Genomic DNA, 22357 nt, shown 5'->3' on the forward strand with positions numbered 1-22357 from the left:
TCAAACGGGTTCATCGACATCTTCACGTTCGCAAGATCAACCCCGCTCCCGTCCGCCTTCACGCGAACCTTAACGTTGTAGTCAATCACTCGCTTCACAGGCACCAAGACCTTCATGCGCGCAAATCTCCTGTTCATGGCCCCCGGATGAAGGCCCCCCAAAGCTCCCGCGCCTTCCTAGCTTGGCTTGCGACATCAGAACAGACAAAATGCGACGTGATCCCGCGACGGGACGCCGCGTTTTGATCGCCGCCGCCGATCACCTGTTGGCGCCGGGCACCCACAGCACATCGGCCTCGCCATCGTCATTGGCAATCCGCCCAGCGACAAAGAACCAGTCCGACAGCCGGTTCAGGTATTTCACCGCATCTGGGTTGACCTCTTCCAGCCCGGCCAGTTCCACCACCAGCCGCTCTGCCCGCCGGCAAACCGTGCGGCACAGGTGCAGATGGGCAGCTAGGGCGCTGCCGCCGGGCAGGATGAAGCTGCGCAACGGCGTCAGCCGGGCGTTCATCACGTCAATCTCGCGCTCCAGCCGATCAACCTGTTCGGCCACCATCCGCAGGGGAGTATAGGGCAGCGTCGCATCCAGATGCCGGTCAGGCGTGCAAAGATCGGCCCCCAGATCGAACAGGTCGTTCGAGATTCGCGCCAGCGCGGCATCCGCCTCGTCTGTCGCGTGCAACCGCGCCAGCCCCACGGTCGCATTGGTTTCATCCACCGTGCCATAGGCCTGCACGCGAGCGGAATTCTTCGCCACCCGCGCGCCATTGCCCAGCGCGGTTTCGCCTTTGTCACCGGTTCGGGTGTAAATCTTCGACAGAATGACCATCAGTTCCCCCCTCGTGACCGCACCCAGGCAAAGACCACGATCAGCAGCACCGCCACCGCCTGCGCCGCAATGCGGTATCGCATCAGCCGGTTGGCGTGCTTGCGGTTGAACTCGCCTCCCTTGGCGAAGCCGCCGATCCCCACCATCAGAATGACGACGACAACCAGACAGGCAATGGCGATCAGGATGAAAAGCGGATCATGGATCATGGGTCACCTCTGCCGCTGATCTAGCGCAGCCTGCGGGAAAAGCGAAGTCACGAAGGCGCGTCACACCCGATGATAGGGCGCGCCTGACAGGATACTTGCCGCCCGATACAATTGCTCTGCCAGCATCACCCGCACCAGCATATGCGGCCAGACCATCGCGCCGAAACTGATCGAGGCATCCGCCCGCGCCCGCAGGCTCGGGTCAATCCCGTCCGCGCCGCCGATGACAAAGGCAACATCCTGCCGCCCGCCATCGCGCCATTTCGCCAGCATCGCGGCAAAATCGGGCGAAGACATCACCCGCCCGCGTTCATCCAGCGTGACCAGAACCGCCCCGGCGGGCACCGCGCGGGCCAGCAATTCGGCCTCGGCGGCCATTCCGGCGTTCTTTTTGTCTTCCACCTCGTGCTCGGTCGCGGGGCCAAGCGCCAGCCCCCGGCCTGTCCGGTCGAATCGCAGCAGGTAATCGCTGACCAGATCGCGCTCTGGCCCAGACCGCAACCGGCCCACGGCGCACAGATGCACCCGCATCGGCCCGCCAGCCTAGCCCTGAAGGCTGGCGCGCAAAGTACCGGCGGGCAGCCACATCTTTTCAAGCTGGTAGAATTCGCGCACTTCGGGGCGGAAGACATGGACGATCACATCGCCGCTGTCGATCAGCACCCAGTCGCCCGCGTCCTTGCCTTCCATCTTGGCATTGATGCCGAATTCGTGCTTCAGCCGTTCGGCCAGCTTTTCGGAAATCGCCGCAACCTGACGGCTGGACCGGCCAGAGCAGATGACCATGTAATCGGCAACATCCGACCGGCCGCGCAGATCGATCTGCACGATCTCCTCGGCCTTGTCGTCATCGACAGATTTCAGAACGGCAGCCAGAACCTGATCGGCGGTGAAATCCACGCGGGCGGGACGCCCCTCGCGCGGGGCAACCGGAAGGCCGGTCGCAGGATCGGAATGAGACAGGACCGGGGTCCTCCATGCAGCGTACCGATCAACCCCGGCACCGGGCCCTTGGGCATAGAGTAACATTGCAAGCCAGATGCTTCAACGCCCCTACGCCCTAAGACAAGGCCGCGCGGATAACGGTTATCCTTGGCCGGGGCAAGGGGCAAGACCGGCCACCGCCTGGCGCCCCAGCATGGCGGTCAGCGGTGCGGGCCCCAGCAGCGGCAGAAAAGACCCGTCCGCCGCCAGCCGCACATAAACCGCGCCTTCGGCATCCGGCGCTGGCCCCGCGCCCTGTTTGCACCCCCCCAACGCCACGCCCAGCGCCGCGCGCCCGTCGCCGCCCGGCCCCGCAGCGATCTCGGCCTGCAAGGCGCGCATCCGCGCCACATCCGCGACGCTCAGGCCATAGGCCTTGGCATGGGCTCCCGCGGGCATCGGCACGCCCTGCGGCCCATTCTGCGGCTGCCCCCGTTCCTCCAGCGCGAATTCGGCGTCGCGCGTCTGGCCCGCCGCCTCGGTGTGCAGGGTCATCTTGGCGGTGCCGGGCAGCGGGTTCATGCCGGGCGGCATCACAACCGCCAGCTCTATCTGGGCCGGATCGGCGGTCAAGGGGTCAATCGCGGCCAGCCGCGCAACGGTGGATGCCGGGACATAGCTGCACCCGGCCAGAACAAGAACAGAAAGAAAGCGACGCATCCGAATCTCCTTTGACAGATATTTCTTATTGTATTACATTAATTTTTATCTGCAAAAAGAGGTTTCCATGTCCCGGTCCCCCCCCCTGACCCGTATCGAACCGCTGGCCCGCTGGCTCTGGCGCGCGACCACCGCGCTGCTGGTTCTGCTGCCGCTGCTGGTTCTGGGCTGGCTGGTTTGGGGCTATGCCCATCCCGATTGGCTGGGCCGCAGCTTTGCCGGTCTGCCTGCCGGCACCACGCTGACCGGGGCGAAATCACTTGCCGTCGTGCTGGTGGGCGCCATCGGCCTTGGCCCGGTGCTTTATGCGCTGGCGCAGATGCGCGACCTGTTCGCCCGCTATCGCCGGGCCGAGATCCTTTCGCCCGCCTGCGCCCGTGCCATCCGCCGCACCGGCCTTGCGCTGACGCTTCTGGCAATCTGGCAAACCATCGCCCTGCCGCTGCAAATCGGCCTGCTAACCATGGACAACCCGCCCGGCGGTCGGCAACTGACCCTGCAACTGAGCAGCGAAACCCTGTGGCTCCTCCTTGCCGGGGGGCTTCTGGTCACCATCGGCTGGGTCATGGCCGAGGCCGCCCGAGTCGCCGAAGACAATGCGGGCTTCATCTGATGGAGATCGTCGTCCGCCTGGATGTGATGCTGGCCCGGCGCAAGATGCGCTCTCGTGAACTGGCCGAGATCATCGGCATCACCGAACAGAACCTGTCCCTTCTGAAATCCGGCAAGGTCAAGGGCATCCGCTTTGAAACCCTGGCCGCGATCTGTCAGGCGCTTGATTGCCAGCCCGGCGATCTGCTGGAGGCGGCGCCAACCGTCCTCCTTGCCTGAAATCTTGCCAGACGGAGGATTCGGGCGTATTACGCAGCCATGCAAGGGTTCATCTACTTCAACATCACCGATCACGCGCGGCTGCCCGCGCGGTTTTTCGGCATGACCCGCACGATTCTCGCGCGGCTACGTTGAACGTGAATGGTGCGTGAAATCACGCACCCTGCCCCCGGAATTTCCCTATCACAGCCAAATCCAAAGGATGAGCCATGACCGCTCGGACTCTGTATGACAAGATCTGGGACGACCACGTCGTTCATACGTCAGAAGACGGCACCTGCCTTTTGTATATCGACCGCCATCTGGTGCATGAAGTCACCAGCCCGCAGGCCTTTGAAGGGCTGCGCATGACCGGCCGCACCGTGCGTGCGCCGGAAAAAACCATCGCCGTGCCCGATCACAACGTGCCCACCACCGCAGGCCGCGACACCCATATCGACAATGAGGAATCGCGCATTCAGGTTGAGGCGCTGGACAAGAACGCCCGCGATTTCGGCATCAACTACTACCCGGTGTCCGACATCCGCCAAGGCATCGTCCACATCGTCGGCCCCGAACAGGGCTGGACCCTGCCGGGCATGACCGTGGTTTGCGGCGACAGCCATACCGCGACCCATGGCGCGTTTGGCTCGCTGGCCCATGGCATCGGCACCTCCGAGGTGGAGCATGTTCTGGCCACCCAGACGCTGATCCAGAAGAAATCGAAGAACATGAAGGTGGAGATTACCGGCAGCCTCTTGCCCGGTGTCACCGCCAAGGACATCACCCTTGCCGTCATCGGCCAGACCGGCACCGCCGGCGGCACCGGCTATGTCATCGAATATTGCGGTCAGGCGATTCGCGATCTGTCGATGGAAGGCCGCATGACCGTCTGCAACATGGCGATTGAAGGTGGTGCCCGCGCCGGCCTGATTGCGCCCGATGAGAAAACCTTTGCCTATTGCATGGGCCGCCCGCATGCGCCGAAAGGTGCCAAGTGGGAGGCAGCGGTTTCCTACTGGAAAACCCTGTTCACCGACGAAGGCGCGCATTTCGACAAGGTGATCACCATCAAGGGCGAAGATATCGCCCCCGTCGTCACCTGGGGCACCAGTCCCGAGGACGTGCTGCCGATCACTGCCTCGGTTCCCGCCGCCAGCGATTTCACCGGCGGCAAGGTCGATGCTGCCCAGCGCAGCCTTGACTATATGGGCCTGAAGCCCGGCACCAAGCTGACCGATGTGAAGATTGACGCGGTGTTTATTGGTTCCTGCACCAATGGCCGGATTGAAGACCTTCGCGCCGCCGCCGCTGTACTTAAAGGCAAGAAAATCGCCCCCGGCGTGCGCGGCATGGTCGTTCCCGGCTCGGGCCTTGTGCGCCTGCAAGCCGAAGAAGAGGGTCTGGCCCAGATCTTCACCGATGCGGGCTTTGAATGGCGTCTGGCCGGGTGCTCGATGTGCCTTGGCATGAACCCCGATCAGCTTGCGCCGGGCGAACGCTGCGCCGCGACCTCGAACCGCAATTTCGAGGGCCGCATGGGCCGTGGCGGGCGCACCCATCTGATGAGCCCGATCATGGCCGCTGCCGCCGCGATCACCGGCCATCTGACCGATGTGCGCACGGTTCTGGCAGAAATGGCCTGACGGACCGGGCCGGGGTTATCGCCCCGGCCTGTTCCGTAGCAGGAACAGCGCATTCAGCGCGATCAGCACCAGACCGGAGTTTTCCAGAATGACGTTGAAGCGCACCGAGTGAAACTGGCCCTTAAGGAACGAATCGAAGTGATGAAAGCTGACCGCGCGTATCGCAACGAACCCGCCCACCAGAACCAGGCCAAGAATGGCCAGGCCGTTCTGGCGCAGGTGCCTGCGCATCAGATACAGCGCCAGCAGCAAAGCCACGACAATCGCGGCAACCAGCCCCTCGATGAACTCCTTTTGCGTGGTGCGCCGCTCGGCATACCAGCCCTGCGCCTGCGCCACACAGCGCGCAACCGAGGTCAGCAGCGATTGCAGGTCCAGTTGCTTGTTCACGGCCAGAAATCCCATGGCCAACATGACAAGCACCCAGAACAGGCGCGCCCTGCCCCGGCCAAGGCGCCCGACAACGCGCCAGGCCAGCAGACAGCACAAGGCATAGGCCACAACCGTCAGCCAGCCCGCCAGCGTCGGGTCACCAATGCCGGGCGACCAGCGATGCGCAACGCAGGCCTGCATGCGGGCCGGGTCAAGGTTCTGAAACATAGCACTCCGCGATCCGTCAGGGTCGCCTAACCACACCAATTGTCGGGGCAAATGCAAGCACCCCCGGCCGCAGAAAGGCAAATGCCATGGACAAGTTCACCACCCTGACCGGAATTGCGGCACCGATGCCGCTGGTCAACATCGACACCGACATGATCATCCCCAAGCAGTTCCTGAAAACCATCAAGCGCACGGGTCTGGGCGTGAACCTGTTTGACGAGATGCGCTATACCCTTGACGGGAAAGAAATTCCCGAATTCGTCCTGAACCAGCCGGCCTATCGCAAATCGCAGATCATCGTGGCGGGTGACAATTTCGGCTGCGGCTCGTCGCGCGAACATGCGCCTTGGGCGCTTTTGGATTTCGGCATCCGCGCCGTGATTTCGACCTCTTTCGCCGACATCTTCTTTAACAACTGCTTCAAGAACGGCATCCTGCCGATCGTACTGCCACCAGAGGCGGTGGATGTGCTGATGAAGGACGCCGAAAAGGGTGAGAACGCCCGTCAGACCGTGGATCTGGAGGCGCAAACCGTCACCACCTCGGACGGTCAGTCGTTCAGCTTTGAGATTGACCCCTTCCGCAAGCATTGCCTGCTGAACGGTCTGGATGACATCGGCCTGACGATGGAAAAGGCCAAGTCCATCGACACATTCGAGGCGAAATACAACCAAAGCCATTCATGGGTATGACACAATTCAACCAGTGATATATGGGCCGTCCACTTGGGCGGCCTTTTTCTTGCCATGGGTTTGATGCAATCGGGCGACACCTTGTCCCCTAAATCGCCCAAGTTCTTTGGCCTCATGGTCTGGACTGTTGCGGACCCCGGCGAATAAAGGCACAAATTGGGCAAGATTGAGGCAATCCGCCACAAAGTGCGGGACATCATCGGAACAATGGTCCGGCAAAGCACCGGATCAGACCGTTTGGCAGGTGGAAGGGCAGTCGTGTCAAGAATGACAAGCGCATTCGTGCGCGCGTTTCTGGTTATGGTGGTGGTGGCCACGCCCTCGGCACTTTTGCCGGGGATTGGTGCTGATACCAAGCAGATGGTGGCCCTTGTGGCGCTGTTTGCCGGCACGCTGACCTTTATCGAATACAACGCCACCTATCCCAGCCTAGTCGAATTCCGCGATGCGCCGCCCTTCAACCGCATCCGCTTTGTGATGCTGTTGGTGACCGTCTTCACCCTTTCGGCGATTGAGCGGGGCCGCGTCGCCCCTACCACAATCACCGAATTCTTCGATGCCATCGGCACGCTGATCGGCATTTCTATGGATTTCCCCTATAGTCCGGTGCGTCTGGCCACCTTGATGATGGCCGATGACAGTTCTCCGCATCTGGTGGCCTCGGTCCGCACGGCGGCGGGAATGTCTTACCTGATCTCGTTGATTTCGCTGGGGGTTTTTGTGTCGATGATGCGGGCGGGCCGCTGGCCGCCTCGCGATGCCGCTTTCAACGTCTGGGTCAACCTGCCCACCTTTGACCCGACCGCAGGTGCAGATGTGGTCCGCCGTCTGTCGCGCGACGCCCGCGTTAACATTGCGTTAGGGTTTTTGCTGCCATTCCTGACTCCAGCGGTGGTGAAGATCGCGTCCGACGGCTTTCAGCCGGTGACGATGGGCTCACCCCAGACTTTGATCTGGACAATGACGGCATGGGCCTTTCTTCCTGCTTCCCTTTTCATGCGTGGCATCGCCATGGGCCGTGTGGCCGAGATGATCCGCGAAACCCGCCGCGCCAAGGGCAGCGAAAAGGCCCAGGGGCATTACGCGCCCATCTGATCCTGCTTTTGTGCCTGCTGGCCTTGCCCGCCAGGGCAGACGGCCTGCGACTTGCCACCTGGAATGCCGAACTGACCCGTTTTGGCCCCGGTCTGCTGCTGCGGTCGCTGTCGGGCACCAAAGACCCGCAGGCCGCCGCCGCCGTTACGGTGATCGGCGCGCTTGATGCCGATGTGCTCCTGATCACCGGCATAGATTTTGACGCGCGGGGCCAGGCGGCGCAGGCGCTGGCAGATCGGCTGGCCAAGGCGGGCCATCCATATCCCTATACGCTTGCCCTGCGCCCCAACACTGGCATCGCCACCGGGTTGGACCTTGATGACAACGGCAAGCGGGGCGAGGCGCGCGACTCGCAGGGCTTTGGCCGCTTTGCCGGGCAGGCGGGCATGGCCGTGCTGTCGCGCTTGCCGATCCTTGCCGATCAGGCACAGGACTATTCTGCCTTCCTCTGGCGCGACCTGCCCGGCACCCTGATGCCGCCCGACACCCCGCCCGAGGTGGCGGCGGCGCAGCGCCTGTCCACATCGGGGCATTGGGCGGTGCCGGTCCGGTTGCCCGATGGCCGCGCCCTGACCCTGCTGGCATGGCATGCCACCCCGCCCGTGTTCGACGGACCCGAGGACAGGAACGGTCGTCGCAACCATGATGAAGCCGCCTTCTGGTTGCACCTTCTGGCGGGCGACCTGCCTTTTGCTGCGCCGCAACCACCCTATGCCTTGCTGGGCCAGTCAAACCTTGATCCCGCCGATGGCGAAGGGCTGCCCGCTGCCCTTGTGGCCCTGCTGGCCAGTCCCCGCCTGCAAGACCCCAGCCCTCGCGGCACCAATCCACGCAGCGACGCAGGTCAGTACGGCGACCCCGACTTGGACACCGCCCTTTATGATGGCATCGGCGGCCTGCGGGTCGAGGTGATCCTGCCCTCACCCGATCTGACCGTCACCGCCTCGGGCATCCTGTGGCCGCCCGACGATGATCCGCTGTCACCAGCGCTTCAGGCCGCCTCACACCATCGCCCCGTCTGGGTGGATCTTCAGCCATAACAGATCACGGCCCGCCCGAAAGCAGACAGCCATTCTGCCCCTTGCCCCAACGGGCACAGCAGGTCATGCTTGGCTTACTGGACCCTTGTATTCTGCCTTACAGAGAACAGGATTTCCCTATGGCTTACAATTACTTCTGTTGCCGCAAGCACATTCCTCCCGCCAAGTACGCCGCAGCACAGCCCAACAACATGCCCGGCGTCTTCGCCTCGCCGATGTGCCCGCAATGCGGCAAGACGATGGAATATTATGACAGCGGTATAGACGCCAATGATATGCGCCCGGTGCCCCCGCCCGGCCCCGCACCGGGACAACTGGCAACCCCGAAACTTTCGGCGGCAGAGCAGCCGATATATGCAGGCAGCGATCATAATCCCGGCCACGGTCAGGTTACCTGGACGATCACCCGTAATGCCGCCAAGTCTGAAATGACGATCCTTCTGGAACTGGGTGAGAAGATCGCGGGTCAATACCAATCGACCCATCGGTTCAAGCTGGCCGATGGGCTTTTGGTGGCGGGTCAGGCGAATGACCAAGAGAATTGGTGGGTCAATGCACCCTATATGATGGGACAGGACAAGGCGGTCTGGCACATGATCGACCTGAGCCGCATGATGACACGCCCGATTGAGGGCGTGCAGATACCTCAACGCATCGAGGTGGGAATCAAGCTGGGAAACGCCAGATTCGGGATGATCCACTTCCTGTCGGGCCATGCCCGCACCACCCGCAATGTCGGCGACCATGGCATCGACATGACCGGCTTCACCTCAAAGGAGCGCGGCCAGATGGATGCTTTCGTGCCGCTTCTGTCGCTTCAGACCGGCATGAAACGGTTCGAGCAGGACCAGATCACCCGCATCAATTATGATCACCTTCAAAACAAGTTTGTGGTGCAGGGGCAGAATGCGGGGCTGATGGTTGTCACGCGCCGACCGGGCACGCCGCGTTATGCGCTGACCACCCTTTACAACACGTCGAACCAGGCAGGCGGCACCCGGATTTTCCCGGCCTGAGCCGGAAAACCCTGCCTGCGGCTTGACCCCGCCGCCCCCATTGGCTAGGCCCGTCGCAACCTTGTTTTTAAGGAGCCGCAGCATGGCCACCCCTTCTCTCCTCATCCTCGCCGGCGACGGCATCGGCCCCGAAGTCATGGCCGAGGTCAAGAAGATCATCGGCTGGATGGGCACCAAGCGCGGCATCCATTTTGACGTGTCCGACGGTCTGGTCGGCGGCTGTTCCTACGACGCCCATGGCACCCCCCTGACCGACGAAACCATGGCCCGTGCCCAAGGGGTCGATGCCGTTCTGCTGGGTGCCGTCGGCGGCCCGAAATACGACGCGCTTGATTTCAGCGTAAAGCCCGAACGGGGTCTGCTGCGCCTGCGCAAGGAAATGGACCTTTACTCCAACCTGCGCCCCGCCCAGTGCTTTGATGCGCTGGCCGATTTCTCATCCCTCAAGAAAGAGGTCGTTGCGGGCCTCGACATCATGATCGTCCGCGAACTGACCTCGGGCGTCTATTTCGGCGAACCGCGCGGGATTTTCACCGAAGGCAACGAACGCGTGGGCATCAACACCCAGCGCTATACCGAATCCGAAATCGCCCGTGTTGCCCGGTCGGCCTTTGAGCTGGCCCGCAAGCGCGGCAACAAGGTCTGCTCGATGGAGAAGGCCAATGTCATGGAATCGGGCATCCTGTGGCGTCAGGTCGTGCAGGAAATCCACGACAAGGAATACCCGGATGTTGAACTGTCGCATATGTATGCCGACGCGGGCGCGATGCAGCTGACCCGCTGGCCCAAGCAGTTCGACGTGATCGTGACCGACAACCTGTTCGGCGACCTGCTGTCCGACCTTGCCGCGATGCTGACCGGCAGCCTTGGCATGTTGCCCTCGGCCAGCCTTGGCGCGCCTATGGCCAACGGCCGGCCCAAGGCGCTGTATGAGCCTGTTCACGGCTCTGCCCCCGACATCGCGGGCCAAGGCAAGGCCAATCCGATCGCCTGCATCCTGTCGTTCGCCATGGCGCTGCGCTATTCCTTCGGCTTGGGCGAAGAAGCGACGCGCGTTGAGAAGGCGGTGGAAAAGGTGTTGGCCGACGGAGTCCGCACTGCTGATCTGATGGGCCCGGCGGGTGGCACTCCGGTCACCACCACCCAGATGGGCGACGCGGTTCTGGCGGCACTCGACGCCTCGCTCTGACTTGCCTCGCGACTTCGTGATCGTTATTCTGCGGGGCATTGACCTCAAAGAGTAACGATCATGATTTTACGAACACTGATTTCCGCCTCATGCCTGTGCCTTGCCCTTGCCGGGCAGGCCAGCGCCGAACCTTTCGACACCGCTTTCCCCGGCCTGCTTGATCAGGTTGACGAACCCTATCATTCGGGCCTTGCCGCGCTGGATATCAAGCACGGCAAGGTGGTTCTGGACGGCGGGCAGGTCACGCTAGACGTGCCAGAAGGATACTACTTTCTGAACGCCAAAGATGGCCGCTATGTGCTGGAACAGCTTTGGGACAACCCGCCCTCTCCCGATACGCTGGGCATGCTGTTTCCGCGCGACAAAAGCCCGGTGGATGAGACTTGGGGCATCGAGATTTCCTTTGATCCGATGGGCTATGTTTCAGATTCCGATGCCGCAGAGATGGATTACGACGCGCTGCTGACCTCGATGAAGGACGACATCGCCGCCGCCAATCCCGAACGGGAAAAGGCGGGTTTCGCCAAGATGACCCTGCTCGGCTGGGCAGCGCCGCCGCATTATGACAGCGCAGAACGCAAGCTGTATTGGGCGCAACTGCTGCATTTCGATGGCTCTGACGGCGATACGCTGAACTACAACATCCGCGCTTTGGGCCGAAGGTGTGCTGGTGGTCAACTTCATCGCTGCGGCCGACCAATTGCCCAAGGTCGAGGCGGCCGCCCCGGCCGTTCTGAAGATGATCACCTTCACCGATGGTAATCGCTATGCCGATTATCTGCCCGGAACCGATACCGTGGCAGCGGTGGGAATTGGCGGCCTGATCGCAGGCAAGGTGGCGGCCAAGGCTGGCCTGCTTGTGCTGTTGCTGGCCTTTCTGAAAAAGGGGGCGATTCTTGTTCTGCTGCCGCTGATCTGGCTGAAAAACAAGCTGTTCGGCAAGAAGAGCGTTTAACGCTTTACCCGTTAAGCGCCTGCCGAGCCACGGCTTCGTGCCGGGTGATCCGTTCGGCATGGTCGGCAACCCGCTCCAGCCAACGCAGCGCATCGGTGCGGGCAAAGACCTGATCGGCGGGCAGATTGCCAGCCGCTTCGGACTCCAGCGTATCGTGCCGCAACCGATGCGCCCGCGCGATCACCGCCTGCTCAGTGCCTCTTCGGCTGCGACCGCTGGCCAGACCATGGGCCAGAATACGGGCGATCCGGGCCAGACCGGGATCGTCACGGATCAGATCCAGCCTGTCCTTTTCTTGCAACCGCGCCGCCAGACGCGACAGGTGGTCGGTCAGATGGTAAAGTGCCGTGCGGCATTGTCGCTGGCCGTCACCTTGCGGAATGCGGATCTGGCCCAGCCAATCCTCCAGCGCACGCAGCGCCGCTGACGGATCGGGCGCGGCGGGGTGCCCGGCCAGATGCGCCTGAAACTGACCGGCCAACCCGCAGCGCAGATCGGATGCCGCATCCAGCGCCGCAGACAGTGCCGTGCCCGGATCGGCCAGCAAAGCCGAGTCCAGCCGGGTTGTCCCGCTCCGTTCCGGCACAATGCGCTGCACCAATGCAGCAAAGCGGTGCGGCCAGGGCAGAAACAGCACCCCCATCGCGCAATTGAACACCGTGTCCCAGACCACCAGCGCCACCTGCGCATCCATTCCCGAGGGCAACAGCCGCAACAGGGGCACGGCGGCAAACAGCACAAGCCCGGTCGCGGCATGCATGATCACGCTGGCAAGCGCCGTCATCCGCCCCTCTCGTCCGCCGGTCGCGGCGGCCAGCATTCCCGCCGCCGGGCCACCGATGTTCAGCCCGACCACCAGAATCGCCGCCTGATCCAGCGTCAGCGTCCCCGCCCCCAGCATCGCCATGACCAGCGCCAGCCCGGTGTTCGAGCTTTGGATCACCATCGCCACCACCGCTCCGATCAACAGCAGAAGCACAGCCCCCACCAGCCCCGTGGCCTGCGGCAGATCGGCGGCAGAGATCATGCCGCCGCCTGACAGCGCGCCTTGCATCACCTGCAACCCGATGAACAGCAAAGATAACCCCGCGACCAACCGCGCCAACCGCCCGCCCCGCTCATGCGAGACCAGCGCCACCAGTGCAGCCCCCGCCAGAACCGGCATCGCCACCGTGCCAAGCCCCAGCTTCAACCCCATCAGTGTGATGACCCAGCCGCCCACCGTGCTGCCAAGGCTGGCCCCGGCAATCACCCCGATAGTTTGCGGAAAGCCCAGAACGCCCGCGCTGACAAAGCCGATGGTCATCACCAGAACCGCTGTCGTGCTTTGCAGCGCAGTGGCCGCCACCGCACCCGTCAGCGCCCCGCGCAGGGGGGTGGCTGTGGCGCGGCCCAACAGATGGCGCAGTTGTGGCCCGGCCAGATCGGCCAGCGCAGCCGTCACTACACCCATTCCGAACAGGAACAGGCCGATGCCTCCCAACACCCCGATCCAGCCCTGAACCATCACCGCCTCCGACCCGTATCTGGAACCGTTGCCGTGTCAGGCGCAAGCCGGTTCCGACAGAATGGCCCGCGCCGCACGCTCGGCGATCATGATCGTGGGGGCGTTTGTATTGCCGCTGACAAGGCTTGGCATGACCGAGGCATCCACCACCCGCAGCCCCTCCATCCCGCGCACCCGAAGGTTCGGGTCCACCACCGAAGCCGCGTCCAAGCCCATCCGACAGGTGCCGACCGGGTGATAGATCGTATCAGCGCGGGCGCGGATATGGCTTTCCCATTCGGCATCGCTCATCGCGCCATGGGTGCCAAACATCTCGGTATGCAGATAGGGCGCCATGGCGGGCTGCATCATAATATCGCGGGTCAGCCTCGCCCCGGCAATGGTGGTTGCCAGATCGCGCGGGTCGGACAGAAATCCCGGATCAATCGCCGGAGCCGCCAGCGGATCGGCAGAGGCGAGCCGCACCTGCCCGCGCGAATGGGGCCGCAGGGTGCAGACATGGCAGCACAGGCCATGGCCCAGATGCAGCTTGCGGGCATGATCATCGACAATGCCGATCACGAAATGCAGTTGCACATCGGGCCTGTCCAGACCCGGATCGGTTTTCAGAAACCCCGCGCCTTCGGCAAAGGGCGTGGCCAGCATGCCCTGCCCGGTCTTGCGCCATTGCAGGGCCTGTTTCACCAGCCCAAGGCCCGCGCGCAGGCCGATGCCAAAGTTGTCACGGTCACGGCTGCGCCAGGACAGGATAAAATCCAGATGATCTTGCAGATTGGCACCGACCTGCGGCAGATCATGACGCAGCGTGATGCCCATCTGGTGCAGGTGATGCGCCGGGCCGATGCCCGACAGCATCAAAAGCTGGGGCGAGCCAAAAGTGCCCGCCGACACAATCACCTCTCGCCGCGCGTTGACATGGCGGTCTTGCCCGCCTTGCCGATAGGACAGGCCAGTGGCCCTGCGCCCCGCAAACCTCACGCCCGTCGCCTGCGCGCCGGTGATCACCCGCAGGTTCGCCCGCCCCATCACCGGATGCAGATAGGCCGCCGCGGCCGAACACCGCTCTCCACGACGGGCGGGTTCGTGAAACTGGGTCACCTGATAAAGGCCGACGCCATAGTTGTCGCCGGTGTTGAAATCATCCCCTAGCGGATGACCCGCCTGCTGACCGGCCTGCACAAAGGCGCGCGACACCGGGCGCGGGCTTTGCTGATCGGTCACCTGCAACGGCCCCGCATCGCCGTGAAAGGCATCCGCCCCGCGTGCGTTGTTTTCGCTGCGTAAAAACCACGGCAGCACATCATCCCAGCCCCAACCCGGAACCTGCCAGTCGTCGTAATCCTGCCGCTGGCCCCTGACATACAGCATGGCATTAATGGCCGATGACCCGCCCAGACAGCGCCCGCGCGGCTGATAGCCCCGGCGACCGTTCAACCCCGGCTGCGGCACTGTTTGATAGGCCCAGTTGTTGATGCGCGGCCGCCCCGGCAGCATCGCCACCGTACCCGCAGGCATCCTGACCAGCAAACCATCGCCCCGCCCGCCCGCCTCGACCAGACAAACCGTGATGCGGGGGTTTTCACTCAACCGGGCCGCCAGAACCGACCCCGCCGAGCCGCCGCCCGCAATCACATAGTCAAAGGTTTCACTGTCCATTTCCGCTCTCCCCCTGCGGCCATGCCCAAAGGACATGCTAGGCAGCGGGGGGCCGGCGCAGAAGGGGGCACAGCGCCCCCTGCCGCCACGTCAAAGCAGAATGCGGTGCTCTGGCTGGCCGCGCGCGATGTCGGAGGTGGCAAACACCTTGCCGGAATTGGGGCTTGCCGCGCGGGCCGCCGGGTCAAGCCCCTCTTGCGCCGAGGTGCAGAACAGCGTGGTCAGATCCGGTCCGCCAAAAGCCGGGCAAGAGGTGTGGGGTGCCTCGAATTCCACGCTCCGCACCAGCGCGCCATCGGGCGCATAGGCCGCAACCCGCCCCGCCCCCCATTGCGCCAGCCACAACAGACCCGCCGCATCGACCACCGCGCCATCGGGGTTCAGGCCTTCGGGCACAAGGTCCAGAAACAGCTCTGGCTTGCCCACCGGCCAGCCCTGTGCGTCAAGCGCCACGCGCCACAGCTTGCCAATCGCGGTATCGGCAAAATGCGCTGTGCGGCCATCGGGGGGAAAACTGATCGCATTGCTGATCGAGATGCCGGGAAACAGCCGCCGCAACTCTCCACGATAATACCGCCAGATCGACCCGGCCCCCGGCTGGGCCTGCTTGCCCATCGTGCCGATCCAGAATCCGCCCTGCGGGTCGGCACGCCCGTCGTTCGACCGGGTTTCGGGGCGATCCGCCTCCAGCGGGGTTATCACTTCGCGGCTGCCATCGCGCAGGTCAAAGCGCGACAGCGCGGTCTCCGAGGCGATCAGAAGCGTGTCGTCATCAACCCAGCCCGCCGCCGAAACCCGTTCAGAAAAATGCCATTCCTGCTGGCCCGCCCCATCGCGCGACATCATGCGATTGTTCAGAATATCAAACCAGAACAACTGGCTGCGGCCTGGGTGCCACAACGGCCCCTCGCCCAATTCGCACTTTCGGTCATCATAGATCATGCAGCGCGCCCTCATAGGCCGCGACGATGGCAGCGGCGCGGGTCGTGATCTCGGCCACTGACAGCCCGGGGGTGTAAAGGGCAGTGCCGATGCCAAAACCATCCACCCCCGCGCGCAGCCATTGCACAAAGTTCGACGGCCCGGCACCACCGACGGCATAGACTTGCGTTCCCTTGGGCAGCACCGCCCGAACAGCCTTGACGCCCTCTGGCCCAATCAGCGAGGCGGGGAAGATTTTCAGCCCATCCGCCCCGGCCTTCAGCGCGCCGAAACACTCTGTCGGGGTCATCACGCCGGGCCAACTGTCCAGCCCCGCCGCCTTGGTGGCGCGAATGACCTCGGCGTCGAAATTGGGCGACACGATCAGCCGCCCCCCGGCATCGGCCACCTCTTGCACATCGCGGACGGTCAGCACGGTGCCCGCGCCGATCTGTGCCACCGCACCAAAGGCTTTGGACATTGCCGCGATCGAGGTCACGGGGTGCGGCGAATTCAGCGGCACCTCGATCCGGGTGATACCGGCGGCGATCACCGCCTCTGCCACGGGCAGCGCCTCGGCCGGAGAGATGCCGCGCAGAATCGCGATGATGGGACGGTGGGTCATAGGGCTTCCTTTACGGGCGGGCGGCGGCCAGTCCGGCCAATGTGCAAGCGGTCGCATCCAATGTTTCGGCGGTCACGCCCTGCGTGGCAAGGGCGCGCGCATAGCTGGCCTGTAGCGCAGCGCCGCCAACCAGCACCACCCGCTGGCCCAGCCAGTAGGGGCGCGCGGCGGCAAGTTCGGCCCCGATCAGCAGACCGGACAGGCGCGCCCGTGCGGCGGAAGGCTCCAGCCCCGCCAGCAGCCCCTCGGCTCGCAGCGAAAACAACCGCGCCATCATGCGTTCGGGCCGCGACAGCCCTTCGGCAGCGCCCGCGTCAAAGGCGGCCTCGTCCCAGCCATTCCCGGCCATCGAATGGCGCAGCACCGACTGGCCCGACAACAGCGCGAACATCTCGCCGGTCATATAAGTCTGGAAGGAAACCACCTCACCCGCGCTGACATGCGCCCACTTTGAATGGGTGCCGGGCAGGCAGATCACCCCGTCAAACTGTGGATGCAGCGCCAGAACCCCGGCGATCTGGGTTTCTTCGCCGCGCATCACATCTGCGGGCTTTCCTTGGCAAAGGCCCGGAATGATACGGATATTCAGGCCGTTTGCGGAAACCGCAATGCCCTCGCCGCGCGCCACCGGGGCGCAAGGCACCGCGCGATAAGGCGCTTCTTGCCAGCCCTGCCGCGCGCCGACCATGCCACAGGCCACCACCGGCACCCCACCCGCCGCCAACCATGGCGCGATCAGCCGCCGCAGCGCGGGTTCGAAACCGTCTTGCGCCAGCTTGCCCATCCCGTCATCCGATTGCGCCTCGGCCAACACGCCTTGCGGCCCCATTGCCCAGACCCGCAGGTTAGAGGTGCCCCAATCGACGGCAATCCAGTCTGGCATCACGCCTGTCTCATTATTTGGAACACTATCTTGCATAGTGGAAAGTATGCCCTCTATGCTGCACCTCGTCAACTGGCCGGGGGCATCATGGCAGAAGAGGATGGGACCATCGGCAAGGCGGTGGCGGTACTGGATCTGGTGGCAACCGCCGACCGGCCGATGCGGCTGGCCGAACTGGGCGCGCGCTGCGATTTCCCGAAGGCAACACTGCACCGACTGCTGCAAGCGCTGACCCGGCAGGGGATGCTGATGCAAGATGCCGCAGGGGCCTATTCCGCCGGGTTGCGGCTGGTGCGGCTGGCGCATAACGCCTGGAACACCAGCGATCTGGCCCACGTCGCCCGCCCCCACCTTGACCAGCTGTCGGCGGAAACGGGGGCCACCATCCATCTGGCGCAACTGGATCAGGGTCAGGTGCTGTATCTGGACAAGCGCAACGCCGCGCATCCGGTCGGCATGTTTTCGGCGGCGGGCAAGGTGGGCCCGGCCTATTGCACCGGGGTCGGCAAGGCGATTCTGGCCTTCCTGCCGCCAGCAGCCTTGGAGCAAGCCCTTGCAAGGCAAAGCTTTCACCGCTTTACCCCCGCCACACTGACCACGCCCGAAGACCTGCGCGCCGATCTGGCCGAAATCCGCGCGCGCGGCCATGCCTATGACCGAGAGGAACATGAGAGAGGCATCATCTGCATTGCTGCCCCGATCCTTGCCACCCCCACCCACCCCATCGCAGCGCTGTCGGTGACGGCCCCCACCCGCGATGCCACGCTTTCGGCGCTGAAACTGCACCTGCCGTTGCTGAAACATTCGGCGGCGGCCATCGCGGCAGAGGCGGCACTGTGGCGCTTTCCCGTTCAGGGCGGTTGACACCGCCCCCCGCCGCGCCGCAGACCGGAAAAAGGGGGCGGAGGATGCTGTGACCATCGATCTTGTGATCTTCGATTGCGACGGCGTGCTGATTGACAGCGAACTTATCAGCGCGCGGATGCTGGTCAACGCGCTGGCCGATCTGGGCCTGTCAATCGACCTTGACTATGTGTCGCGCCACTTTCTGGGCCGCAGCTATCCGGTGGTGATGGACACGATCCGCCGCGAGTTCGGACTGGACCTGCCCCCCGATTTCGAGGCGACCTACCGCGAGAACTTGCTGGCTGCCTTTGACCGAGAGTTGCGCGTCATGCCGGGGGTGGCGCAGGTGATGGCTTCGCTGACGGTGCCCTATTGCGTCGCCACCTCGTCCAGCCCGCGGCGGGTGGCGTTTTCGCTGCGTCATGTCGGGCTGGATCATCTGGTCGGCGACAGGGTGTTTACCGCCAGCCAGGTCAGCCGGGGCAAGCCCGCGCCCGACCTGTTCCTGTTCGCCGCCACCCAGATGGCCACGCCGCCAGCCCGATGCCTTGTGATCGAAGACAGCCTTACCGGCGTGCGTGCGGGTCTTGCTGCGGGCATGACGGTATGGCGCTTTACCGGCGGCAGCCATATGTCGGGTCTGGACGGACCGGAGCCGGAAGACGCCCGCCCCCATGCCCGATTTGCCGCCTTCGATACATTCGCCACCTTGGCGCCAGACCTGATGAGACAGCCATGAGCCGCGTCGATAACGAACCCACCCCCCAGGATGACGCCGCCCGCGCGGGCTGGCTTTACTACGTCGGCGGGCTGACTCAGGACCAGATTGCCGCCGAACTGGGCATCAGCCGGCAGCGCGCGCAACGTCTTGTCAGCCGCGCCATGGCCGATGGACTGATCCATGTGCGGCTGAACCACCGCATCGGCGCCTGCCTGGATCTGGAATCCGATCTGACAGCGCGCTTCGGCTTGATCCGCTGCCGGGTGTCGCCCAATCTTGGCGTGGCGACCGACCCCTCGATCGGCATCGCGGCGGCGGCGGCGGCAGAGCTGGAGCGGTTCCTGCGGATGCCCTCTCCCCTTGTCATCGCACTTGGCACCGGTCGGGCGCTGCGCGGCATGGTCGATGCCATGTCGCCGATAGAGGCCGAACAGCACCGCCTTGTGTCGCTGATCGGCAATATCGCGCCCGACGGGTCGGCAAGTTTTTTTGATGTTGTGATGCGCATCGCCGACAAGGTGCGCGCGCCGCATTACCCGATGCCTGTGCCCGTCATCTCACCAACGCGGGAGGAAAACGCCGCCTTCCATGCGCTCGGCCCTGTGCGCAAGGTCGTGGAACTGGCTCGTGCTGCTGATGTGGTGTTTGTTGGTGTCGGCCAGATGTCGAATGACGCGCCGCTGCTCAAGGACGGCTTTGTCAGCCGCAGCGAACTGGACGAGATGCAAGCGGCAGGTGCTGTGGGCGAAGTGGCCGGATGGGTTTTTGATTCGTCTGGCAAATACCTTGATTTTGGCACCAATCATCGCACCGGCGGGGTTCGGGTAGAGCCTGGGTTATCCCGACCGTCGATTGGCATCGCCGCCGGCCCCTCCAAGGTGGGCGCAATTGCTGCAGCGCTGAAATCCCACATCATCAACGGGTTGGTTACGGACGAACCCACCGCAAGGGCCATTTTGGACCTGTGATCCCTTCGCAGTTGCGGCGGAAGAGGGGGCTTGACGGGTGATGCCAGCTTATGAGTAATTGCCCAGCAAGCGATGATTTGCTCATTCGCTTCCAAGGGAGGATCATATGACCACGACGTTCCGCGCGCTTCTTGGCGCGACGGCTCTGCTTGCCCTGACCGCAGGTGCGCAGGCCGAAACCACCATCACCGTTGCCACCGTGAACAATGGCGACATGGTCCGCATGCAGGGCCTGATGGACGACTTTTACGCCAAGCACCCCGACATCAAGGTTGAATGGGTGACGCTTGAAGAAAACGTGCTGCGCCAGAACGTGACCACCGACATCGCGACCGGCGGTGGCCAGTATGACGTGATGACCATCGGCACCTACGAAGTGCCGATCTGGGGCAAGCAGGGCTGGCTGACCTCGCTGGATGATCTGCCTGCCGAGTATGACGTGAATGACCTCTTGCCCGCCATCCGCGGGGGCCTGACGGTTGACGGCCATCTGATGGCCTCGCCCTTCTACGGCGAATCCTCGATGGTCATGTACCGCAAGGATCTGATGGAGGCCGCTGGCCTGAAGATGCCCGACGCGCCGACCTGGGCGGACATCGAGACCGCCGCCAAGGCGATGACCGACAAGTCCAAGGAACAGTATGGCATCTGCCTGCGCGGCAAGGCTGGCTGGGGCGAGAACATGGCCTTCCTGACCGCGATGTCGAACTCGTTCGGCGCGCGCTGGTTTGACGAAAACTGGAAGCCCCAGTTCGACCAGCCCGAGTGGAAAGCCACGTTGGACACCTATCTGCACCTGATGAACGAATACGGCCCGCCCGGCGCGTCGAACAACGGCTTCAACGAAAACCTGACGCTGTTCCAACAGGGGCATTGCGGCATGTGGATTGACGCGACCGTCGCCGCTTCGTTCGTGACCGGCAAGGATTCGACCGTCGCTGACAAGGTTGGCTTCGCTCTGGCGCCCGATAACGGCCTTGGCAAGCGCGGCAACTGGCTGTGGGCCTGGTCTTTGGCCATCCCGTCGTCTTCGAAGAACCAGGAAGCTGCCAAGACCTTCATCGATTGGGCCACGAACAAGGATTACCTTGCCCTCGTCGCTGCGAAAGAAGGCTGGGCCAACGTTCCTCCGGGCACGCGCACCTCGCTTTATTCCAACGAGGAATATGCCAAGGTTCCGTTTGCCAAGATGACGATCGACTCGATCAACGCGGCTGACCCGAACGCGCCCACCGTCAAGCCGGTGCCATATGTCGGTGTGCAGTTCGTGGCCATCCCGGAATTCCAGGGCTTGGGCACGACCGTGGGCGAGCTGTTCTCGGCCGCTCTGGCTGGCCAATCGACCGCCGATGACGCGCTGGCTGCGGCACAAACCGCTGTCACCGACGAAATGACCTCTGCCGGTTACATCAAGTAACTCCCGGCCGGGGTCGGCCTTCGGGCCGGCCCCGTGCATTTTCCCGTGCTTTATTTTCCGGCTGGGCGGACCGCCTGTCCCACAGGGCCAAGCCCACAAGTGACGCAAAGCCCGATGTGACGGGCGGTTCGTGCCCCCTCTACCGCCATCGGCCAGACACGCAGGTTTGCGGCGCTGGACCCTGATACCGGAGTTTCGCCCATGTCCACGCAATCCAACCGCGCGGCTGCCCGCCTGATGGTGGCGCCCTCGGTCATCCTGTTGTTCATCTGGATGATCGTGCCGCTTGCCATGACGCTGTATTTCTCGTTCCGCCTCTACCGCCTTCTGTCGCCCGAGCGCAGCGGCTGGGTGGGGCTGGCAAACTATACCTGGTTCCTGAAATCGCCGGAATTCTGGCAAGCCATCGGCAACACGCTGGCACTGGTCGGCGGCGTTCTGGTGATCACGGTGGTTCTGGGCATCCTGATCGCATTGCTGATCGACCAGCCGGTCAAGGGCCAGGGCGTGCTGCGCATTCTGGTGATCGCGCCTTTCTTCGTCATGCCGCCGGTCGCGGCATCGATCTGGAAAAACCTATTCATGCACCCTCAGAACGGGCTTTTTGCCGCTGTATCGCGCGCCTTTGGGGCGGACCCGATTCTGTATCTTGAAAATCACCCGATGCTGTCGGTCATTGGCATCGTGTCATGGGAATGGCTGCCCTTCGCCACCCTGATCCTGCTGACGGCGATGCAATCGCTGTCTTCCGAACAGCTTGAGGCCGCCGAGATGGACGGAGCCAAGCCGATTTCCCGATTCCGCTATATAGTGTTGCCGCATCTGACCCGCTCTATCACCGTGGTCATCCTGATCGAGACGATCTTCCTCTTGGGGATCTTTGGTGAGATTTTCACCACAACCCAAGGCGGCCCCGGCTCTGCCTCGACGACCCTGCCCTATATGATCTTCAAGCAAGCCATTGCCGCCAAGGATATCGGGCGCGCAGCGGCGGGCGGGATCATCGCGGTGATCCTGGCCAATATCGTCGCCATCTTCCTGATGCGCGGCATCGGCCGCAACCTCGACGCCTGAGCCGGAGGAACA

24 protein-coding genes and 2 pseudogenes are annotated in these 22357 nt (G+C 63.6%); 14 read left to right on the top strand and 12 right to left on the bottom strand.

What is annotated here, in order from left to right; genetic code table 11:
* From JI744_RS18595 to JI744_RS18620, 6 genes and pseudogenes are all read right to left on the bottom strand, one after another.
* A pseudogene (locus JI744_RS18595) lies at window positions 1-116 on the bottom strand (electron transfer flavoprotein subunit beta/FixA family protein); the annotation flags it as partial.
* Between the two features lie 142 nt (window positions 117-258).
* On the bottom strand, window positions 259-831 hold the full coding sequence (locus JI744_RS18600; RefSeq protein ID WP_202662683.1) for a cob(I)yrinic acid a,c-diamide adenosyltransferase: 573 nt from the start codon (window positions 829-831) through the stop codon (window positions 259-261).
* Window positions 831-1040 (bottom strand): twin transmembrane helix small protein, encoded by a 210-nt coding sequence (locus JI744_RS18605; RefSeq protein ID WP_202662684.1) that lies wholly within the window; start codon window positions 1038-1040, stop codon window positions 831-833. Before JI744_RS18605 ends, JI744_RS18600 begins: the two co-directional genes overlap by 1 nt.
* 60 nt (window positions 1041-1100) lie before the next feature.
* Window positions 1101-1571 carry a 23S rRNA (pseudouridine(1915)-N(3))-methyltransferase RlmH gene (rlmH, locus tag JI744_RS18610; protein ID WP_202662685.1) on the bottom strand — a complete coding sequence of 157 codons (471 nt, stop codon included), beginning with the start codon at window positions 1569-1571 and terminating at the stop codon, window positions 1101-1103.
* A 12-nt stretch (window positions 1572-1583) separates the two neighbouring features.
* On the bottom strand, window positions 1584-1940 hold the full coding sequence (gene rsfS, locus JI744_RS18615) for a ribosome silencing factor (protein WP_328757578.1): 357 nt from the start codon (window positions 1938-1940) through the stop codon (window positions 1584-1586).
* A 186-nt stretch (window positions 1941-2126) separates the two neighbouring features.
* Window positions 2127-2684 carry a hypothetical protein gene (locus tag JI744_RS18620; protein ID WP_202662687.1) on the bottom strand — a complete coding sequence of 186 codons (558 nt, stop codon included), beginning with the start codon at window positions 2682-2684 and terminating at the stop codon, window positions 2127-2129.
* Between the two features lie 67 nt (window positions 2685-2751).
* Here JI744_RS18620 and JI744_RS18625 point away from each other — a divergent pair, with 67 nt between their 5' ends.
* From JI744_RS18625 to leuC, 3 genes are all read left to right on the top strand, one after another.
* Window positions 2752-3297: a DUF2975 domain-containing protein gene (locus tag JI744_RS18625; protein ID WP_202662688.1), complete on the top strand. Its 546-nt coding sequence runs from the start codon at window positions 2752-2754 to the stop codon at window positions 3295-3297.
* Window positions 3297-3515: a helix-turn-helix domain-containing protein gene (locus JI744_RS18630; protein WP_202662689.1), complete on the top strand. Its 219-nt coding sequence runs from the start codon at window positions 3297-3299 to the stop codon at window positions 3513-3515. The genes JI744_RS18625 and JI744_RS18630 overlap by 1 nt, the downstream gene beginning before the upstream one ends.
* 209 nt (window positions 3516-3724) lie before the next feature.
* Window positions 3725-5140 carry a 3-isopropylmalate dehydratase large subunit gene (gene leuC / locus JI744_RS18635; RefSeq protein ID WP_202662690.1) on the top strand — a complete coding sequence of 472 codons (1416 nt, stop codon included), beginning with the start codon at window positions 3725-3727 and terminating at the stop codon, window positions 5138-5140.
* A gap of 15 nt (window positions 5141-5155) precedes the next feature.
* Here the strand turns inward: leuC and JI744_RS18640 are convergent, their stop codons facing one another.
* A complete protein-coding gene (locus JI744_RS18640) occupies window positions 5156-5740 on the bottom strand; it encodes a hypothetical protein (protein WP_202662691.1) in 585 nt (194 codons plus the stop codon).
* A gap of 86 nt (window positions 5741-5826) precedes the next feature.
* Between JI744_RS18640 and leuD the strand changes: the two genes are divergently transcribed.
* From leuD to JI744_RS18670, 6 genes and pseudogenes are all read left to right on the top strand, one after another.
* Entirely contained in the window at window positions 5827-6432 is a 606-nt protein-coding gene (gene leuD, locus JI744_RS18645) for a 3-isopropylmalate dehydratase small subunit (protein WP_202662692.1), read from the top strand.
* A 267-nt stretch (window positions 6433-6699) separates the two neighbouring features.
* Window positions 6700-7527 carry a hypothetical protein gene (locus tag JI744_RS18650; protein WP_202662693.1) on the top strand — a complete coding sequence of 276 codons (828 nt, stop codon included), beginning with the start codon at window positions 6700-6702 and terminating at the stop codon, window positions 7525-7527.
* A gap of 23 nt (window positions 7528-7550) precedes the next feature.
* A complete protein-coding gene (locus JI744_RS18655) occupies window positions 7551-8567 on the top strand; it encodes an endonuclease/exonuclease/phosphatase family protein (RefSeq protein WP_202662718.1) in 1017 nt (338 codons plus the stop codon).
* A gap of 119 nt (window positions 8568-8686) precedes the next feature.
* Window positions 8687-9583 (top strand): hypothetical protein, encoded by an 897-nt coding sequence (locus JI744_RS18660; protein WP_202662694.1) that lies wholly within the window; start codon window positions 8687-8689, stop codon window positions 9581-9583.
* 82 nt (window positions 9584-9665) lie between these two features.
* Window positions 9666-10772, top strand: a complete 1107-nt coding sequence (gene leuB / locus JI744_RS18665; RefSeq protein ID WP_202662695.1) for a 3-isopropylmalate dehydrogenase — start codon at window positions 9666-9668, stop codon at window positions 10770-10772.
* Window positions 10773-10832: 60 nt separating this feature from the next.
* A pseudogene (locus JI744_RS18670) lies at window positions 10833-11727 on the top strand (DUF2167 domain-containing protein).
* Between the two features lie 4 nt (window positions 11728-11731).
* Here JI744_RS18670 and JI744_RS18680 read toward each other — a convergent pair.
* The 5 genes from JI744_RS18680 to JI744_RS18700 form a co-directional block, all read right to left on the bottom strand.
* Window positions 11732-13234, bottom strand: coding sequence for a Na/Pi cotransporter family protein (locus tag JI744_RS18680; RefSeq protein ID WP_202662698.1), 1503 nt, complete (start codon window positions 13232-13234; stop codon window positions 11732-11734).
* Between the two features lie 36 nt (window positions 13235-13270).
* Window positions 13271-14890 (bottom strand): GMC family oxidoreductase, encoded by a 1620-nt coding sequence (locus tag JI744_RS18685; RefSeq protein WP_202662699.1) that lies wholly within the window; start codon window positions 14888-14890, stop codon window positions 13271-13273.
* Between the two features lie 90 nt (window positions 14891-14980).
* Window positions 14981-15832, bottom strand: a complete 852-nt coding sequence (locus JI744_RS18690) for an SMP-30/gluconolactonase/LRE family protein (RefSeq protein ID WP_202662700.1) — start codon at window positions 15830-15832, stop codon at window positions 14981-14983.
* Window positions 15822-16436 carry a 2-dehydro-3-deoxy-6-phosphogalactonate aldolase gene (locus JI744_RS18695; RefSeq protein WP_202662701.1) on the bottom strand — a complete coding sequence of 205 codons (615 nt, stop codon included), beginning with the start codon at window positions 16434-16436 and terminating at the stop codon, window positions 15822-15824. Before JI744_RS18695 ends, JI744_RS18690 begins: the two co-directional genes overlap by 11 nt.
* 10 nt (window positions 16437-16446) lie before the next feature.
* Entirely contained in the window at window positions 16447-17322 is an 876-nt protein-coding gene (locus JI744_RS18700) for a 2-dehydro-3-deoxygalactonokinase (protein ID WP_202662702.1), read from the bottom strand.
* Between the two features lie 84 nt (window positions 17323-17406).
* On the opposite strand from JI744_RS18700, the gene JI744_RS18705 reads away from it, so the two are divergent.
* From JI744_RS18705 to JI744_RS18725, 5 genes are all read left to right on the top strand, one after another.
* Window positions 17407-18183, top strand: coding sequence for an IclR family transcriptional regulator (locus JI744_RS18705; protein ID WP_202662703.1), 777 nt, complete (start codon window positions 17407-17409; stop codon window positions 18181-18183).
* A gap of 49 nt (window positions 18184-18232) precedes the next feature.
* Window positions 18233-18904, top strand: coding sequence for an HAD family hydrolase (locus tag JI744_RS18710; protein ID WP_202662704.1), 672 nt, complete (start codon window positions 18233-18235; stop codon window positions 18902-18904).
* The gene (locus tag JI744_RS18715) at window positions 18901-19854 is read left to right on the top strand and encodes a sugar-binding transcriptional regulator (protein ID WP_202662705.1); all 954 of its coding nucleotides are present in this window, start codon (window positions 18901-18903) and stop codon (window positions 19852-19854) included. Before JI744_RS18710 ends, JI744_RS18715 begins: the two co-directional genes overlap by 4 nt.
* 106 nt (window positions 19855-19960) lie before the next feature.
* Entirely contained in the window at window positions 19961-21271 is a 1311-nt protein-coding gene (locus tag JI744_RS18720; RefSeq protein ID WP_202662706.1) for an ABC transporter substrate-binding protein, read from the top strand.
* A gap of 201 nt (window positions 21272-21472) precedes the next feature.
* Window positions 21473-22345: a carbohydrate ABC transporter permease gene (locus JI744_RS18725; protein WP_202662707.1), complete on the top strand. Its 873-nt coding sequence runs from the start codon at window positions 21473-21475 to the stop codon at window positions 22343-22345.
* Window positions 22346-22357 lie beyond the last annotated feature (12 nt).

Source organism: Fuscibacter oryzae, assembly GCF_016765795.1.
Taxonomy (GTDB): domain Bacteria; phylum Pseudomonadota; class Alphaproteobacteria; order Rhodobacterales; family Rhodobacteraceae; genus Fuscibacter; species Fuscibacter oryzae.